The organism is Thalassomonas sp. M1454, assembly GCF_007097525.1.
In the GTDB taxonomy this organism is placed as follows: domain Bacteria; phylum Pseudomonadota; class Gammaproteobacteria; order Enterobacterales; family Alteromonadaceae; genus Thalassotalea_A.
The window spans coordinates 764955-782858 of sequence record NZ_VKDD01000002.1 but is presented as its reverse complement, the minus strand read 5'-3'; the positions used below and the strand labels follow the sequence as shown (position 1 = coordinate 782858).

Genomic DNA, 17904 nt, shown 5'->3' with positions numbered 1-17904 from the left:
ATTTAAGCGGTTGTTTAAGGTAAAATAAAACCCTGTATAGCTGAGCTACACAGGGTTTTTAATTTCAAATAGAAACTATTTTTGGTTTGATAAGCTATAAACGTATGCGCTTATTACGCGTACTTTATCTTCACCTAAAATGTGTTTCCAAGCAGGCATTACACCAGCACGACCATTAGCGATAGACTCTTGAACTCGACGCTCAGAACCACCGTATAACCAAACATTATCTGTAAGGTTAGGCGCACCTAGAGGGATGCCCATAGCAACACTACCTTTACCGTCTGCACCGTGACACGCTGCACACATAGCAAATTTAGCTTCACCTTTTGCGGCTAAATCAGCATCTACTTTAGCAGCACGGTCAGGGTTTAAGCTAAGTACATAAGCTGTAACTTCTTTAACACCTTCTTCACCACCAAGCATAGTTTCCCATGCAATCATACCGTTAGCTTTACGACCGTCTAAGATTGACGCTTCAATCGCAGCACCGTCACCACCATATAACCAATCGTTATCGGTAAGGTTAGGGAAGCCGGTTGTGCCTTTAGCATCAGAACCGTGACATTGAGAACAGTTTTGTAAGAACAAACGTTGACCAATTTTTAGCGCGTCTTCGTTAGTACTTAAAGTTTCAACATCTTGCTTAGCAAATTCAGCAAAGATAGGACCGTACTTTTCGCTCGCTTGAGTCACTTCGCGATCGTATTGTACAAGCATACCAGCTTCTTTTGCTGCAATTGCTGATGCTTCAGATTCAGCGATTGATGTTACACCTTGGTTTGAACTTTTCCATTTTAGTAAACCTTCAAAGTTACCTAAACCTGGGTATAAAGCTAAGTAGCCAAAGCCCCAAATAATTGTTACTAAGAAGAATGTACTCCACCATTTAGGTAGTGGGTTGTTTAATTCTTGGATACCATCAAACTCGTGGTCCATTGGTTCGCCTTCAGCTACGCCTGCAAAGTTCTTTAAACACATGCGTAGTAGAAGCCAACAACCAAATAGAGTTGCTAAAGTTAAAACGGTAATCCATATACTCCAGAAGCTAGACATTATTATTAGTCTCCTGTTTGTTTTTTACTTCTTTGTCGTCGTTTTCATCAAATATAGAGTTAGCAATTTTGTCAAATTTTGACTTGCGATTTTTACTGTAAGCCCAAAGTACAATTATGATAAAAAGTACAAAGATAAGAACAGTGAAAATACCTCGTAAAGTGCCGTAATCCATAATTATTTCAACGCGTGACCAAGTGATTGTAAATAAGCGATAAGGGCGTCAATTTCTTGTAAACCGTCCTTACCAGTAATACTTTTCGTAGTCGCGAACTCTTTACCAGCGTTAGCTATATCATCAGCAGAATAAAGTGGGATAGGGTTACCTTCCGAATCTTTATGACTGCGATTTTTAGTTAAGCTGTTAAATAACTCCATTTTACGAGCCGATAATTCATTTGATACTGGTGTATCAGCTAACCAAGAGTACGAAGGCATGTTCGACTCTGGTACAACTGAACGTGGATCTATCATATGTGCATAGTGCCAATCATCTGAGTAACGACCGCCAACACGTGCTAAATCAGGACCAGTACGCTTAGAACCCCATAAATGAGGGTGTTCCCAAACTGACTCACCAGCTACAGAGTAGTGACCGTAACGCTCAGTTTCAGCACGAAGAGGACGGATCATTTGTGAGTGACAGTTGTTACAACCTTCACGAATGTAGATATCACGACCTTCCATTTCTAGTGCAGTATATGGGCGCAAATTATCAACCGGAGTTGTAGTTGCTTTTTGGAAAAACAAAGGTGTTATCTCAACCAAACCACCAATACTCATGGCCGCGATTGTTGCAACAGCAAACCAACCTACGTGTTTTTCAAGTTTTTCATGTTTGTTTTGTTTGTTATTAGACATTATATTACGCCGCCTGCTCTTGTTTTTCTAAACTATGGTCTTTTGCACCGATAGTTTTGAACATGTTATACGCCATAAGAACGAAACCAGCTACCACAAGTACGCCACCAACAAAACGGATGAAGTAGAATGGGTATGAAGCTTGTAAGCTCTCAACGAAAGAGTAAGTTAACGTACCGTCTGTATTTACAGCTCTCCACATTAAACCTTGCATTACACCAGAGATCCACATAGCAACAATGTATAAAACGATACCTGTTGTGTGTAACCAGAAGTGAACATTAATAAGTTTAACGCTGTACATACGACCTTGGTTAAACAGTACTGGAATTAAGTGGTACATAGCACCAATTGAAACCATAGCAACCCAACCTAGAGCGCCAGAGTGTACGTGACCAACAGTCCAGTCAGTGTAGTGTGATAAAGCGTTTACTGATTTAATCGCCATCATTGGACCTTCGAACGTAGACATACCGTAGAAAGATAATGAAACAATTAAGAATCGTAGAATAGGATCGTGACGAAGTTTATGCCATGCACCAGATAACGTCATAATACCGTTGATCATACCACCCCATGAAGGAAGGAATAATACGATAGACATTACCATACCAACACTTTGCGTCCAATCAGGAAGTGCTGTGTAGTGAAGGTGGTGAGGACCCGCCCAAATGTATAAAGAAACTAATGCCCAGAAGTGAACTATTGATAAACGGTAAGAGTAAACCGGACGTTCAGCTTGCTTAGGAACAAAGTAGTACATCATACCTAGGAAACCAGCAGTAAGTAGGAAACCTACGGCATTATGTCCATACCACCACTGCATCATCGCATCGATAGCACCAGGGTAGATAGAGTATGATTTACTCCAAGTTAATGGAATAACCATTGAGTTACCAATGTGAAGAACAGCAACAGTTAAAATGAAACCACCAAAGAACCAGTTAGCAACGTAGATATGAGATGTCTTTCTTTTGATAAGAGTACCAAAGAATACTATCGCATACGAAACCCATACAACAGCGATTAAGATATCAATCGGCCATTCTAATTCGGCGTATTCTTTTGAAGAAGTTAATCCCATAGGAAGAGTGATCGCCGCTAAAACGATAACAGCTTGCCAGCCCCAAAAGGTGAAAGGAACTAATTTGCCACCAAACAGTGTTGCTTTACATGTTCGTTGAACAACATAGTAAGAAGTTGCAAATAGTGCACTAGTACCAAAAGCGAAAATTACCGCATTGGTGTGTAAAGGACGTAATCGCGAGTATGTTAGCCAAGGTGTATCAAAGTTTAATGCTGGCCAGATTAACTGAGCGGCAATAATAACACCTACTAACGTACCTACAATGCCCCAAATTACAGTCATTACAGTAAATTGGCGCACAACTTTATAGTTGTAATCCATTTCTGTCAGATTGCTTTGACTCATATTGAAGGTTCCACATTTATAATTATTGAATTGATGCGTTTTATACTTTTATTATTTTTACGTCGGAACGTTAAAAAAATTTGTATGCATTAGTTATAGTTCAAAAAACAAGCACTTTAAAGATATGCCAATTTTCGAAGTGAATAATAAAGGTTAGAAGGTGTTATGTCACCCAAAGTTGTGTAAAAATATGACTTGGATCAAGAAATTGTATTAATTTGTAATTTATTTGTACGAAATAGGTTATTTATCAGGCACAAACATAGACTTAAGTATATATCGATGAAAAAACAAATCACTATTTTAACCCTCGTTATTGCCACCATTTTGCTAGTAGCGAGCAACTTTTACTTAAGTGAATCTAATTTCTCTGTCAAAAATGCAAATCTTTGTGATTTTCAACAATCAGAGTGCACGAAAGTAAGCGCTGATTTAGAAATAAAGTTATCAACTGAGCCTAAAGTTGTTAAAGCTGAATCTGAAATTGATTTTGAATTACAGATAAAGTCACTAAAACCTGTAAAAATCACTTCTGCCTGGTTAGAAGGTAAAGATATGTTTATGGGTAAAATACCATTATTTTTTAATCCAAGTGACATATCCGCTACAAATTTACCTATTACAGTTACTGCTCAAACTATGATTGGTGCTTGTACTGAAGATACTATGGTTTGGATAATGAATATTGCGCTAGAAATTGAAGGTGAAGCGCGCTTAATTCAGTTTTATTTTGAAAGTGAAAGATAAAGAATACAACGCTAAATTCCTTGTTTAACCATATACTTATTAAGTTACGGCTAACCAAATACTGACACCAATCATTAATGTACCTGAAATTCGATTCATCAATCGTACATTTTCCGACTTAGCAATTAATTTACCCAGTGTTTTACCACCTGTTGCGTATATCATCATGCAGATAAATTCAGAGATCATTATGATGCTAACCAATAAAAATAGCTGCGGCGTTATAGCTAAGCTCGCATTAATAAATGGCGGGAGTAGGGAAATCATAAATGCCCAGCCCTTAGGATTGGCTATCGCTGTAATAAATCCTTGAGAAAACAAGCTTTTTCTAGAAACTGACTGAGTGGTTTCCTGATTCTTTGTTATGGCCATTTTCCCTTTAGAAAGCCACATCTGAATACCAACATAAGCTAAATAGAGAGCGCCAATAATTTTTAATATGGCAAATATCTGCGGAAATTTTAACATTAAGGCTGCAACACCTAAAACTGCAGAAACAGCAACTAAGGCTACACCTAATACTTCACCAAACATCATCCACATGGTACGTCTGACACCAATAGTCATACCTAAAGTTAATGCTAAGGTCATACATAAACCTGGTGTAATACTCACAAAAAAGAAAGTAGGGATAAAAATTGCTAACGCGGTAAGATCCATAAATGCTCGAGCCTTTAAAAATAAGAGCGCTATTTTACCTATTAATTAACTTAAAGCTAGTGGAAACACAAGTACTATAAAGTGCCAAAGTCGGCCTGCCAGATATTATATTAACTTGTTAAATGAAGCTCCGACTTCATTTGCTGGTAAAGAATTCCAACCATTAAGATATCGTTCTGAGATCTAAACTTTTCGAGTGGTTAATGGTAAATTTGCTCTAAACATAGACAGTAAACGAATAAATGTATTTAACGTTTTTCTTTTTCCTGGAGTGTTTTTTCTAAATGATTAATTAAGTTTTGGGTTTTTACCTCATTTCGAGACATTATTCTATTAGCGAGATAAAGCTTTCTAGCAAAAGAAGATAGCACGGTTAAAAATTCTTTATCGGAAAATGCTTTATTTAGTATTTCAGTGATATCTTCAGAGGACAGCTTATCGTATTGCAAATTAGCAAAGTACAGGGTCTGCTTTAATGTAAACCATCGATCAAGAATTTGGTCAAGTCGCAACTCTGTAGAGTTAAACATTAAATTTTCGCGTCGAACTCGGTCTGCGATTTGATAGTGATTTGATATTGACGCTTTTAGTTTTTGATCTTGTATCAGATCAAGGCGACCTGTACTTACTATTTCATTCCATGTAGCAGTACCAGTATTAGCTTTAATAATAATTTCTATTCTTTTTATATACTTTAATAGGTGAATTAAGTCATCACGGTTAGTTTCAAATCCATTCTCTATAGCATCTATGAGTGCATCAACACCTTCAATCCTGTATTGATTTCTAACCTTTGAATCGTCAAATACCTGTAAATCTACTTTTAATTCTGTAACAAACCTTTTCAAGTAAATAGTCTCAAGCGCCTTTTCTTTGCGAGTTTCATTCCAACTATTAACTTGTAAACCGATTAATATCCCCAAAATAACTATTAATAAGTCAAGCCATGCAGCAAACCAGTTTTGTTCTTTTAGATGATGAGTGATTTTACGTAATAACATGAATAATAATTGGCATCTCTAGTATGTATTTAATAAAACACTAAGTCAGTTAAGGCCATAAAGCAAAGAAACTATTAATTAAGTATTCCTTGATACTTATTATTTTTTAGAAATAAATTAAGAATTTTTAAAGTTTTCTAACATAAACAAAATAGAAGGTAATGTTGAACTGGAGTTAGAACAGGGGAGAAAGAAAAAAGACCTGCATAAATGCAGGTCTTCTAATATGGCTCCTCAACCTGGACTTGAACCAGGGACAAACGCTGATTTTATAATAGTCAGTCCGTTGCTTTGAGAAATACTAAATTCACAGTAAGGATTAGGAGGTTCCACCCAAAAGCATGGTGGAATGACGGGGTATTTTAAAAAGTATGTTTAGGAAAGAAAAAAGGCCTACATAAATGCAGGCCTTTCTAATGTGGCTCCTCAACCTGGACTTGAATCAGGGACAAACGCTGATTTTATAATAGTCAGTCCGTTGCTTTGAGAAATACTAAATTCACAGTAAGGATTAGGAGGTTCTACCCAAAAGCATGGTGGATTGACGGGGTATTTTAAAAAGTATGTTTAGGAAAGAAAAAAGGCCTACATAAATGCAGGCCTTTCTAATGTGGCTCCTCAACCTGGACTTGAACCAGGGACAAACGGATTAACAGTCCGTTGCTCTACCAACTGAGCTATTGAGGAATTGTTCTTTATAATAACCGCTTATTGACTTGAATAAACCATTATCTTTAATATGGCTCCTCAACCTGGACTTGAACCAGGGACAAACGGATTAACAGTCCGTTGCTCTACCAACTGAGCTATTGAGGAATTGTTCTTTTTGATTTTATATTGTCAGTCCGTTGCTTTAACGAGATTTAAACTTTATAAAATCGATAACCGTTTAACTTAAATAAACCATTATCTTTAATTTGGCTCCTCAACCTGGACTTAACTAGGGAGGAACGCTGATTTTATAATAGTCAGTCCGTTGCTATAACGAGATTTAAACTTTATAAAATCGATAACCGTTTAACTTAAATAAACAATTATCTTTAATTTGGCTCCTCAACCTGGACTTAACTAGGGAGGAACGCTGATTTTATAATAGTCAGTCCGTTGCTATAACGAGATTTAAACTTTATAAAATCGATAACCGTTTAACTTAAATAAACCATTATCTTTAATTTGGCTCCTCAACCTGGACTTGAACCAGGGACAAACGGATTAACAGTCCGTTGCTCTACCAACTGAGCTATTGAGGAATAAAAGTTAGCGCCTTGCTAACGGGGCGGAATATTATATATCTGAATGCATGCTGTCAATACTAAAAATAAGAAAATTTCGACCTTTGTGATTGTTTGGCTGTTTTGCATACAAAAAGTTGAGATTTTAACCGGAACTAATAATATTTTATGTTTACGATATTAGCTAAGTTATCCACTGTTTTTGTGGATAACTTTGTTAGTTAAAGTGTTAACCAACTGTACAGCTATGATTCTATTAGATATTACTAAAAACAAGAAATTTTAACTTTAAATTATATTTCTTTTAAATCAGTTGGTTATGTAATTTTTGTGGTTTTTATGAACATCTTGTTTGTTTTGTGTTCGATTGCTTTTTAGCTAGCCTTCCTGTGTATTGAATTTTTTATTATCCAATAATTGTTACTTTTACAAAATTATTAGCACATTTAATAATTTATTAAATTTTAGATATATAAATAGCTAGTCTGCGAGGTATATTTTACAATGACGTATCAAAAATAATTTTTTCATTGTAACGAAACTTAATGTCACGACTCTCTAAACAGATAAAACCCGATCTAATCAATGATCCTGTTGGACCAGTTCTTAAAAAAATGACCATACCTATGACCTATGGCATGATTTTATTAATGGCCTTTAATCTTGTCGATACGTTTTTCGTCAGTTTATTAGGTACCCAACCTTTAGCTGCAATTAGTTTTACATTTCCAATTACATTTACAGTGATAAGCTTATCAATTGGTCTAGGTATAGGCACTTCCGCTGTAATAGCTAAGTCTTTAGGTAAGGGCTGTAATGATGATGCGCGTAATGTGGCGACTGTTGCTTTAATTATTACTGCAATCATCGTTGGATGTTTATCTATTATTGGTTTGCTTGCTTCTGATTTTATCTTTTCTTTATTAGGTGCAAAAAAGCACTTATTGCCTCTTATTCATGATTATATGGATCTGTGGTTCCTCGGAAGTATCGGTTTAATTGGGCCTATGATTGGTAATGCCGTTTTAAGAGCTTCTGGAGATACTCGCACACCAAGTTTTGTTATGGGCTTTGCTGGTTTGATTAATGCAATATTAGATCCTGTTTTTATCTTTGGTTTTGGACCTATTCCTGCTCTTGGCATTCAAGGCGCTGCAATTGCAACACTGATTTCATGGGCTTTTGGTCTTGCTTTAATATTTTATATACTAGGCTTTAAACGTAAACTTATTCACTTGAAATTACCAGAGTGGGAAGTAATTCGTACATCGACAATTAAAATTTTAAATATTGGTTTACCTGCTGCCGGCGCGAATATGTTAACCCCAATTGCGGCAGCTATAATGACAGCTATTGCCGCTACCTATGGCGAATCAGCTGTTGCTGGATTTGGTGTGGGTTCGCGTATTGAGTCGATTGCTTGTTTGGTTGTATTGGCGTTATCTATGACATTGCCACCATTTATCAGTCAAAACTTAGGGGCTAATAAACTTGAGCGAGTAGAAGAGGGCTTTAAAGTTTCGATTAAGTTCGTTTTATTATGGCAAGTTGGTGTTTATTTATTGCTAGTTGCCAGCGCCCCATTTATTGCAAGTATATTTGCTAAAGAAGAAAGCGTTGCCGATATCATCACTTTATTCATGTGGATTTTACCTTTGGGCTATGGCTTACAAGGTATTATTATATTAACCAATTCTTCTTTTAATGCTTTACATAAACCTATGGTGGCTCTTATGTTGAGTATTATTCGCCTGTTTGTTTTTTATGTGCCTTTAGCTTACATCGGTAGTGAGTTATATGGGCTTTTAGGCTTTTTTATTGGCGCTTTAATTGGTAATTTATTAATGGCACTATTGTCTTATCGATTATTCACCAAGCAGTTTGATACACCTGAAACACTTAATGTTGTAAGTAAATAGTATGAGTAAAAAATTCGAAATAGTTTCTGATTACAAACCAAGTGGCGATCAACCAACAGCTATTAAGCAACTGCTTGAAGGCTTAGACTGTGGACTTGCTCACCAAACATTATTAGGTGTTACTGGATCGGGTAAAACCTTTACTATTGCAAATGTTATTGAGTCATCGCAAAGACCGACAATGATCTTGGCGCCAAACAAAACTTTAGCAGCTCAATTGTATGGGGAGATGAAAGAGTTTTTTCCTAACAATGCCGTTGAATATTTCGTCTCTTATTATGATTATTATCAGCCTGAAGCTTACGTGCCAACAACCGATACTTTTATAGAAAAAGATGCGTCGGTAAATGAACATATTGAACAAATGCGTTTATCTGCCACTAAAGGCTTGATGGAACGCAGAGATGTGATCATTATCGCGTCGGTGTCTGCTATTTATGGTTTGGGTGATCCAGACTCTTATCTAAAAATGATGTTGCACATGTCTGTGGGCGATATCATTAACCAACGCGATATTTTAAGGCGCTTAGCCGAGCTTCAGTATACCCGTAATGATGTTGCTTTTGCTCGCGCGACTTATCGTGTACGCGGAGATGTGATTGATATTTTCCCCGCTGAATCAGATCGAATAGCTGTTCGAGTTGAATTGTTCGATGAAGAAATAGAGCGTATTAGTCATTTTGACCCGTTAACAGGTCAAGTAGAGAACGTACTACCGCGAGTAACCATCTATCCTAAAACACACTATGCGACTCCGCGTGAAAAGATACTTGCTGCTGTTGAAAAAATTAAGGTTGAGCTTAAAGAGCGCTCAGCGCAATTAAAAGATAATAACCGCCTAGTTGAAGAACAGCGAATAGTGCAAAGAACTCAGTTTGATATAGAAATGATGACCGAGCTTGGATATTGTTCAGGTGTAGAGAACTACTCTCGTTATCTTTCTGGACGTGAGCCAGGCGAAGCTCCACCAACGTTATTTGATTACCTTCCTGATGATGGCTTATTAATTATTGATGAATCCCATGTTACCGTTCCGCAAATTGGGGCTATGTACAAAGGCGATAGGTCACGCAAAGAAAACTTAGTTGAATATGGCTTTAGATTACCGTCTGCCTTAGATAATCGACCAATGAAGTTTGATGAGTTTGCATCACTAGCACCGCAAACTATTTATGTATCAGCAACACCTAGTCAATATGAACTAGAAAAATCGGGTGATGAAGTAGCTGAGCAGGTTGTAAGGCCAACAGGCTTACTTGATCCAGAAATAGAAGTCCGACCGGTAGAAACCCAGGTTGATGACTTACTGTCTGAAATTAATAAACGTGTTGTTAAAGGCGAACGTGTTTTAGCTACAACCTTAACAAAACGTATGGCTGAAGATTTATCAGAGTATTTAACCGAACATAACATTAAGACACGTTACTTACATTCTGATATCGATACAGTCGAGCGTATGGAAATCATTAGAGACTTACGCTTAGGTGTTTTTGATGTATTGATAGGTATTAACTTATTGCGAGAAGGTTTAGATTTACCTGAAGTTTCACTCGTTGCAATATTAGATGCCGATAAAGAAGGCTTTTTACGCTCGGAACGCTCACTAATACAAACCATTGGCCGTGCGGCTCGTAATTTAGATGGTAAAGCCATTCTTTATGCGGCGAATATTACCAAATCAATGAAAAAAGCAATTGATGTCACGATAAGTCGCAGAGCTAAACAGCATCAATTTAATGTCGATAATGGTATTACACCTAAAGGTTTAGTGAAGAAAGTAGGCGATATCATGGGAGTTGGTGGTAGCACATCTACTAGCAGCCTTAAAGTTGCTGAATCTAGTAAAGATGGCCATATTCTTACTACCGCAGAAATTGATAATAAAATATCTAAGCTAGAAAATGAAATGTTTGATCACGCTCGTAATTTAGAATTTGAAAAGGCAGCAGCTGCCAGAGATGAAATTTCTAAATTACGAGAGTTGCAGTTGAAAACTTAGCTTATAAAACTAAGCGTTAAACGAATAGTAGCTGATAATTTCAGCTATTTTTTCGTTGTCGCATTTAGGTAAACTAGATACCTCGTTAATTATCTTATCCTGAATATTAACCGGGAATAACATTAACTGCTCTAAATATAAATGAGCCTTTAACTCCTCATTTGCATTGACTAAATCACCTAAATGCTTGGCGTGATGATCCCAAATAGAACCCATAAAAACCTCGTAATAAATAAAACTAGGTACTTTAATTCTAGTTCAAAAACATCAAAAATCGAATAAAATAATATGAAAAGAATAACAGTATCTTAAACAGAATCTAGCAATTTGTATGTATAAAGTAGCTAGTATGTTAGCGGTATGTTTCTGTATGGATTTTTTTACAGTTAAATAGGGCTAAATCTTCAATTATAGTTATTTATTTAAATTTAAAGTGGTAATGTATTTGTTTGTAGTAATGAGTAATATTATTATGTTGCTTAGAATTTAACACTCAGTAAATGTTTGAATTGTTGTCCAATAAATGAGAGCTTTTTTTAAATGATTGACCTGCCTTATCAATATTACCAAATTGGTCGCTTTAAGATTGATTGCAAGGCTCTGACTGTCGCAAATAATGAGGTATCAATAAAGCTCCCTGTAAAAGTTTTCGAACTATTAAAATTATTTATAATCAGTGAAAACCAAACAGTTCTTATTGAAACCGCTATTGAAAAAATCTGGGACGGCAATGAAGGTGTTGGTAAGAGGGGCTTTCCTAACACTATTTGGCATTTACGTAAAACATTTACAGATTTAGGCGCTGAGCCCAGTGAGATTTTTACGACCGTAAGAAAAGTCGGTTACATAATGGTTGAGACATCACAACCAATAAATACAGTAGATGAAAATGTTCGTACAGCTGAGTCAAAATTCAACTTAAACGTAATGCTTAAGTCTTTAATGTTTGTGTGTATTTTCGTTATGTTTTTCATTGGCTTGTATGTTTTTATCAATCAGCCAAATCAACACCAAACAAACTTTATTGATAACCCTGAACCTTTAAAGCAAACAAATTATCAAGGACTAGAAACGCATCCTGCTGTTTCTCATGATGGAAACTACCTAGCTTTTCGTTGGGTGCAAGATAAAAAGAAAGGTCAGTTGTTTATTAAAGACTTAGTCCAAGATGACGTGCCTTTAAGACTTCTTTCGACATCATCGTTTGAAGAAGCATCGCCAACTTGGTCACCTAACGACAATTCCATTGCTTATATACGTTATGAAGAAGATGGCGATTGTGAAATAAGAGTAAAGCATTTAGTTACTAATCAGGATGAGCTTATCGATTCTGGATGTATATATAATGCCAACCGAATAGCGATTAACTGGGCACCAGATGGCGATCATATTGCTTATACTAAAATGGTGAATGACTCCGTAGCTACTTTTGAATATAACTTAACAACGAAAAATATAAAGCAACTAAGTTTTCCTAAGCAAAATGAGCGTGATGTTGCTGTTGTATATTCTAAAAATAGTAAGCAAATAGCTTTAATACGTGAAGACTATCAAATTGCTCAATTAATTGTGATTGATGAAAAAGGTGCCGAATCAATTATTTTAGATAATCAAATCTCCATCATTGGTCTTGAATGGGATCATGATAGAAATGAGATATATACCAGTTATTTAAAGTCCGCCGAGCATAGAATATATAAATATAATGTAGAAAGTCAGCAATGGCTTGATGTAAACAAAATAGCTAAACCTGCAAATATTTCAATGAACGAAGCTACAGGGCAGTTGTTTTTCACAAGATATTCAACTCAAGAATATATCATTCGTAAAAGTATTGAGCATAATGAAGTTATATCAACGGTTTCTTCATCATCGAGAGACATGTTCGGTAGTTATTCACCGATTAATGAACACATAATTTTTCTTTCAAATCGTGCTGGAAACTGGGATGTATGGGTAAAAACTGATTCTGAGAGTATTAACCTGACAAAAGGTTCAGGCCAGTACTATATGCCTAGCTGGTCCCCAATTAATAATCAATATATAGTTGCAGGACTAACACCTTACAGTAAAAACTATCAACTATACCTTGGTGATTTTGCCAATAAGACATTAACTCATATACCATTATCTGATCTTGAACCTAAAAATCCTCGCTGGTCTTTTGATGGTAAATCGGTGTACTTCATCGCTACTCGCGATGGACGTTCAGGGATTTTTAACATAGATATTGAAAGCCGAAAGGTTAGACAGGTCACTTATTCAAATGAAATATCTGTGGTTGAAGGCGGCGATGGACTGTTATATGCGAGTAGAAATTTAGAACATGGTATTTGGCAAATTGATCCAAAAACTAATAAATCGATAAAAATTATTGATGATCTTTTACCAAAAGATTTTGGCTCTTATTTTTGGCAAGATAATGCAATTTTCTATATTAGCCGTAATGAAATTAAAGACATGGTAAAAAAGCACACAATAGATGGAACAACAGAAATTATTCATTTATATCCTGCTAATACGATTAAAAGGTATCTGTCACTTTCGCCGGTCGATATCGACTCCTACATAATCACTTTAAATAATCAGAATGATGCAGACATTTATTCGGTCAAAGTAATTTCTAAATAACGGTACTCGTTTTTCCTAATCGGCTATATAACCGCCTGGTCAATAGTCTAATATATACTTATTAAACTTGTGCCAATACAAGTTTAATAAGTTATGGGTTAACTACATTTAACCCACGGTCTCCCTTGCAATATTTACTGTAATTGCATTAATAAACCCCTTTATATTTCTTACACTATACATACAAGCTAATTTGTTAACCTGCCTAAAATTTCTTAATACTACTTTTAATATTTTTGATTTGTCCATTTATTAGACTTTGTTGGTCAGATGTGCAAATAAAAGATGTTTTTTTTGTTGATGTTTGTCGATATTTTTAATTTTTAAGCTTTTGTTTTAAAAGGGAATTGAAGTTAATTGAAGTTAATTGTAACTGAATTGAAGTTAATTGAAAGCAAATTGTTTTTGCGAGTATTGTAATGGGGTTGGTTTTTATTTAATAGTGACGCAACCCCAATTTTCAGGCGATTAAATAATTATCGATTTATTTAATAATCATCTAATTATTATATAAAAATAATCAAGCGTCGATTTTGGATTCTTTGAAAAGAAAGTTAAGTAAGTAGAGGGTAACAATGATTTTTAAATCATCGACTGTCGCTTTAGTCGTTTCATCTGTCTTAGCATTTAATGCCAATGCCAGCGATGTAGAAATAGCAATTAATAAGCTATCGACTGAACACAGTACAATAAATCAAGTAAGTAATAACAAAGATGTCAATAATGCATTCAATGTAAAAGATGAAATTAATGGCGTATATTTATTACGTTTATCAGAGAAAAGTGCATTAGATGCCAAATACTCATCTTTGGGTAACGACAGAAGTTCTGTTGTTGCTGTCATCGAAAAACAACAGAATACAATCCTTAATATTATTCGCAGTTTAGATGCTAGTGCCGTGCTAACCAAAAAAGCACGTTTAACCGAGAATGCTCTTTACGTGCAAATGACTCATGCCGCTGCTGAGCAAATTAAGTCTAATGTAAATGTAGTCTCTGCAGAAATTTTAAATGAACAGCCAAGCTATACCGAAGCTGATGAATTTTCTAGATTTCCATTTTTAACAATTAAAGATCCAGGTGATGCCGTTACTGTTGCTATTATTGGAAATGGTATCGATTACACTCATAAATCATTAGGTGGTAAAGGTACTGTTGAAGCTTATGAAAAAGCTTGGGCAAACCGCTCTAATGCTTGGGATGGATTCCCAACTGATACCGTTATTGGTGGTTTAGACTTTTCTGCTAATGGCGAAGGTTACCATACAATTGATTATAACCCGATTGAAGCGACTGACGACGTAAACGTTGAATCTGGGGCCTTGGCTTCAGGTACAGCTGTTGCTGCACAAGTTCTTGCTGAAGCACCAGATGCTAAAATTCTTTTTTATAAAACATACGATTGGTCAAATGCATACTTTTACCCTGTATTAGATGTTATTGTTGATCCTAACCAAGATGGCGATATTAGCGATAGACCAGATGTTATCGTAATGAACTCTTACGGCAATTCAGCATTTTATGTTGAAAATGATGGCGCTGGTTCAGGAGCAACTCGAGATATAGGGCTTGTTCGTCGTTTAAGTGCAACTGGCTCATTGTTAGTAGTGGGTGCTGGTAAAACATACTACAACTCTTACTTTAATTTAGCATGGCGTGCTGCAGTTCCTGAAGCCTTAACAGTTGGATCAGTGAGTGTTGCAAATGATGGTATAACACTATCTGAATTTACTCCTGCTGGACCAAACCGTGGTGAGCATGCATTAAAACCAGAAGTTGTAGGGCCTGGTGAGAACTTTGTTGGTGCTGTTGTTGGTACCGGCGATGAAGAAGCTATAGTAATACCACATACAAGTTATGCAGCTGCGTATGCTGCAGGTACTGCCGCTAGGATCTTAGCTCAATATCCACAATTAAGCCCAATCGAAGCTAAAGCATTAGTTGCTAACACTGCTTCATCTGAAGGTATTGTAGGTTCAACTACTTACAGTGAAGTGGTAGAACGAGAAATTACTAATGTTGCTGAAGTACCATTTTTAGGTTCGGGTTTAGTTGATGGAAAAACAGCTATAACTGCGAAGTCTGTTGTATGGGAAACGTCAAGTTACCAACCGGGTCTTGCATTTGGCTTTGTTGAAGCGACAACTAATACTTCTGTTTCACGTGATGTAACGATTAAAAACTTAACTGACGAAGTACAAACCTATAAGGTAAGTAGCGTTATAGAAGGTAATAAAGCAAATAATGCAGCTATTAACTTTATATACCCTGAAATTATTAATATTCCAGCTAACCGCTCGGTAGTATTTACCGTAACTATGAATGTTGATGCTGAGAAAATTTCAGAGCTTCCATTAGTTTCAACTGAAGATTTCACTATTGATAATTGGATTAAAACTTCTTTAAGTGGATATTTAGTATTCAATAATACCGATGAAACTTCTGCACAATTAAAAATGCCTTGGCAAGTATTACCTAAAAATAAAGCCTCATTAACAAAAAGTAATCCTCATACATCTACACGATTACCTTATGATGCTCCACTTTTTATGGAAAAAGTCAGTAACTCTGGTGGTTGGGTTGAAAGTGAAATAGTTGATGTGACAAACGATACTAATGTTACCAAACTACTTTATACAATGCCGTTAATGCACTCTAATTCTGTACCTGCACCTAGCAAAGCAATAGGCCAAGGTAACCTTTATAAAAATATGGGCGCGAGTATTACTCCAGAAGCTATGTGTGAATCTGGTTATAAATTATCAATTGCAGTTCAAATGTTTGATAAATTTGACGTACCGATGGCTGAACATTTTGATAAAGCAGGTCATGTTTTCTCTTATATGACTATATATAACGAAACTGTATCTGATAAATACAATGATGACCCATTTGGTTTAGATCAAAATGCTACTGAAATGGAAAAGATCGGGTACCTTGAAATTATTCTAGACGATACAGGTAAACCACAAACTAAGTATCTAGACTTTAACCTAGAGTATGAATGGTGGAACCCAAGCAAACGTGTTAAATATTCTAAATTAGGCGCGGATGTTTCTGTTGGTGATGATACAGCCGTAGCTAAAATATGTATTGATGATTTGTACCATGATGATTACCAAAGTGTTGACGATTTCAATCAAAATTTAGGTTGGATATTTGCCTCGGATAGGGACGCTCAAGCTAGCATTCAAGGTCCAATGATCCGTTATAACCCAGTACTTAACGGTAATTATTGGGAAGAAATTATTGATCATACAGGTCAAGATGGTTACCCAAATTGGTGGGATAGTAATTGTCAGCCTAAGAGTTGGAATCCAGATAATTGTATAGAAAAAGCAGTAAATTTCTTGGCCTTTACTTCAGGCGTTGCTTTATTACCTGAAGATGATGAAGCGGAATTGAATTGGGGTAGCAGTGTTGAACTCGCTCCTGGTGCTTCAGCTCGAGTATCTAGTGGTGCTTCACTACAATGTAATCCTAACGTAGTTTCTGCAGGTAATTGGACTACTCATAATGATTGTCCTCCTGGTGTAATGATTTTTGAAATCGGTAACGAAAACACTGATTTTTCAGGTGCAACTCACTCTGTTGATGCATCAGTATCCACTGGTCAAGCGTTCTTTGTTTATGAAAATGCCGAAAATGGAAGCGTTATTGGTCAATTAGACTTCAGAAGTCAATCTTTCTTTATTTCATCTGACCGTCTTGGCGAAGTGTTTTTAGTTAATGCTTTACCTGGTACGCCTTTTAGTGTGTCAACTGATGGTGTTATTACTGTAAATAATGCAGCGGTTCTTAACTATGAAGAAACGAAATCGTACACCTTAAAAATTCATGTTGATTATGAAAACCGTGATACACCCGTTATTGATGTTGTTGTAAATGTAAATAACCAAAATGATGTTGCGCCTGTGGTTGTTAACTCACTTCCAAAGGTACAAGGTATCCAAGGTGATACAGTTAATTTAGCTATTAATAGCTCATTTTCTGATACCGAAGGTGATGGTATTACATTTTCAAGTAATAACTTGCCACAAGGTTTAACTATCTCAAGAGCAGGTGTTATTGCTGGTACTTTAGATCAAGTTGGTGAATATCAAGCAACTGTTACTGCAAATGATGGTGTAAATACTGTATCTGCATCGGTAAGTTTTGATGTTGCGGCTAACCCTGCAAGTGATAAAAACTCAGAAACTACAGCTCCTGTAGTAGCTCCTGTAGCTTCACCAGTATCAGACTCCCCAGAAGCTGATGATTCATCTAGTACAGGTGGCTCAACAAACTTGTTCTTTATCATTTTAGCTAGTTTCGCATTATTCTCACGTAACGCGCGAAAATAACAACATTTTATTGAAAGGCTAAG

Annotated in this window: 12 protein-coding genes and 3 tRNA genes; 5 read left to right on the top strand and 10 right to left on the bottom strand. The window is 36.1% G+C overall.

Annotated elements, in window-relative coordinates; translation table 11 throughout:
• Positions 1–75 precede the first annotated feature (75 nt).
• The 4 genes from ccoP to ccoN are packed head-to-tail and all read right to left on the bottom strand — an operon-like array spanning position 76 to position 3349.
• Entirely contained in the window at positions 76–1056 is a 981-nt protein-coding gene (ccoP, locus tag FNN08_RS05460; RefSeq protein ID WP_143583715.1) for a cytochrome-c oxidase, cbb3-type subunit III, read from the bottom strand.
• Positions 1049–1231 carry a cbb3-type cytochrome oxidase subunit 3 gene (locus FNN08_RS05455; protein ID WP_143583714.1) on the bottom strand — a complete coding sequence of 61 codons (183 nt, stop codon included), beginning with the start codon at positions 1229–1231 and terminating at the stop codon, positions 1049–1051. Before FNN08_RS05455 ends, ccoP begins: the two co-directional genes overlap by 8 nt.
• 2 nt (positions 1232–1233) lie before the next feature.
• A complete protein-coding gene (gene ccoO, locus FNN08_RS05450; RefSeq protein WP_143583713.1) occupies positions 1234–1917 on the bottom strand; it encodes a cytochrome-c oxidase, cbb3-type subunit II in 684 nt (227 codons plus the stop codon).
• A gap of 4 nt (positions 1918–1921) precedes the next feature.
• Entirely contained in the window at positions 1922–3349 is a 1428-nt protein-coding gene (gene ccoN / locus FNN08_RS05445; RefSeq protein ID WP_143583712.1) for a cytochrome-c oxidase, cbb3-type subunit I, read from the bottom strand.
• Positions 3350–3631: 282 nt separating this feature from the next.
• Here ccoN and FNN08_RS05440 point away from each other — a divergent pair, with 282 nt between their 5' ends.
• Positions 3632–4096: a hypothetical protein gene (locus FNN08_RS05440; protein WP_143583711.1), complete on the top strand. Its 465-nt coding sequence runs from the start codon at positions 3632–3634 to the stop codon at positions 4094–4096.
• 39 nt (positions 4097–4135) lie between these two features.
• Here the strand turns inward: FNN08_RS05440 and FNN08_RS05435 are convergent, their stop codons facing one another.
• From FNN08_RS05435 to FNN08_RS05415, 5 genes are all read right to left on the bottom strand, one after another.
• Entirely contained in the window at positions 4136–4756 is a 621-nt protein-coding gene (locus FNN08_RS05435) for a LysE family translocator (RefSeq protein WP_143583710.1), read from the bottom strand.
• Between the two features lie 248 nt (positions 4757–5004).
• Positions 5005–5757 carry a DUF6090 family protein gene (locus FNN08_RS05430; protein ID WP_143583709.1) on the bottom strand — a complete coding sequence of 251 codons (753 nt, stop codon included), beginning with the start codon at positions 5755–5757 and terminating at the stop codon, positions 5005–5007.
• 611 nt (positions 5758–6368) lie between these two features.
• Positions 6369–6444, bottom strand: a tRNA-Asn gene (locus tag FNN08_RS05425).
• Between the two features lie 53 nt (positions 6445–6497).
• Positions 6498–6573, bottom strand: a tRNA-Asn gene (locus FNN08_RS05420).
• A 358-nt stretch (positions 6574–6931) separates the two neighbouring features.
• Positions 6932–7007 (bottom strand) — tRNA-Asn (locus tag FNN08_RS05415).
• A gap of 527 nt (positions 7008–7534) precedes the next feature.
• Here FNN08_RS05415 and FNN08_RS05410 point away from each other — a divergent pair.
• The gene (locus FNN08_RS05410) at positions 7535–8908 is read left to right on the top strand and encodes an MATE family efflux transporter (RefSeq protein WP_143583708.1); all 1374 of its coding nucleotides are present in this window, start codon (positions 7535–7537) and stop codon (positions 8906–8908) included.
• A 1-nt stretch (position 8909) separates the two neighbouring features.
• Positions 8910–10907 (top strand): excinuclease ABC subunit UvrB, encoded by a 1998-nt coding sequence (uvrB, locus tag FNN08_RS05405; RefSeq protein WP_143583707.1) that lies wholly within the window; start codon positions 8910–8912, stop codon positions 10905–10907.
• A gap of 9 nt (positions 10908–10916) precedes the next feature.
• Here uvrB and FNN08_RS05400 read toward each other — a convergent pair whose 3' ends face one another.
• Positions 10917–11123 carry a hypothetical protein gene (locus FNN08_RS05400; protein WP_143583706.1) on the bottom strand — a complete coding sequence of 69 codons (207 nt, stop codon included), beginning with the start codon at positions 11121–11123 and terminating at the stop codon, positions 10917–10919.
• 324 nt (positions 11124–11447) lie between these two features.
• On the opposite strand from FNN08_RS05400, the gene FNN08_RS05395 reads away from it, so the two are divergent.
• Together FNN08_RS05395 and FNN08_RS05390 are read left to right on the top strand one after the other, a co-directional pair.
• Complete coding sequence (locus FNN08_RS05395; RefSeq protein ID WP_143583705.1) at positions 11448–13538, top strand: winged helix-turn-helix domain-containing protein; 2091 nt, start codon at positions 11448–11450, stop codon at positions 13536–13538.
• A 575-nt stretch (positions 13539–14113) separates the two neighbouring features.
• Positions 14114–17881, top strand: a complete 3768-nt coding sequence (locus FNN08_RS05390; RefSeq protein WP_143583704.1) for a S8 family serine peptidase — start codon at positions 14114–14116, stop codon at positions 17879–17881.
• Positions 17882–17904 lie beyond the last annotated feature (23 nt).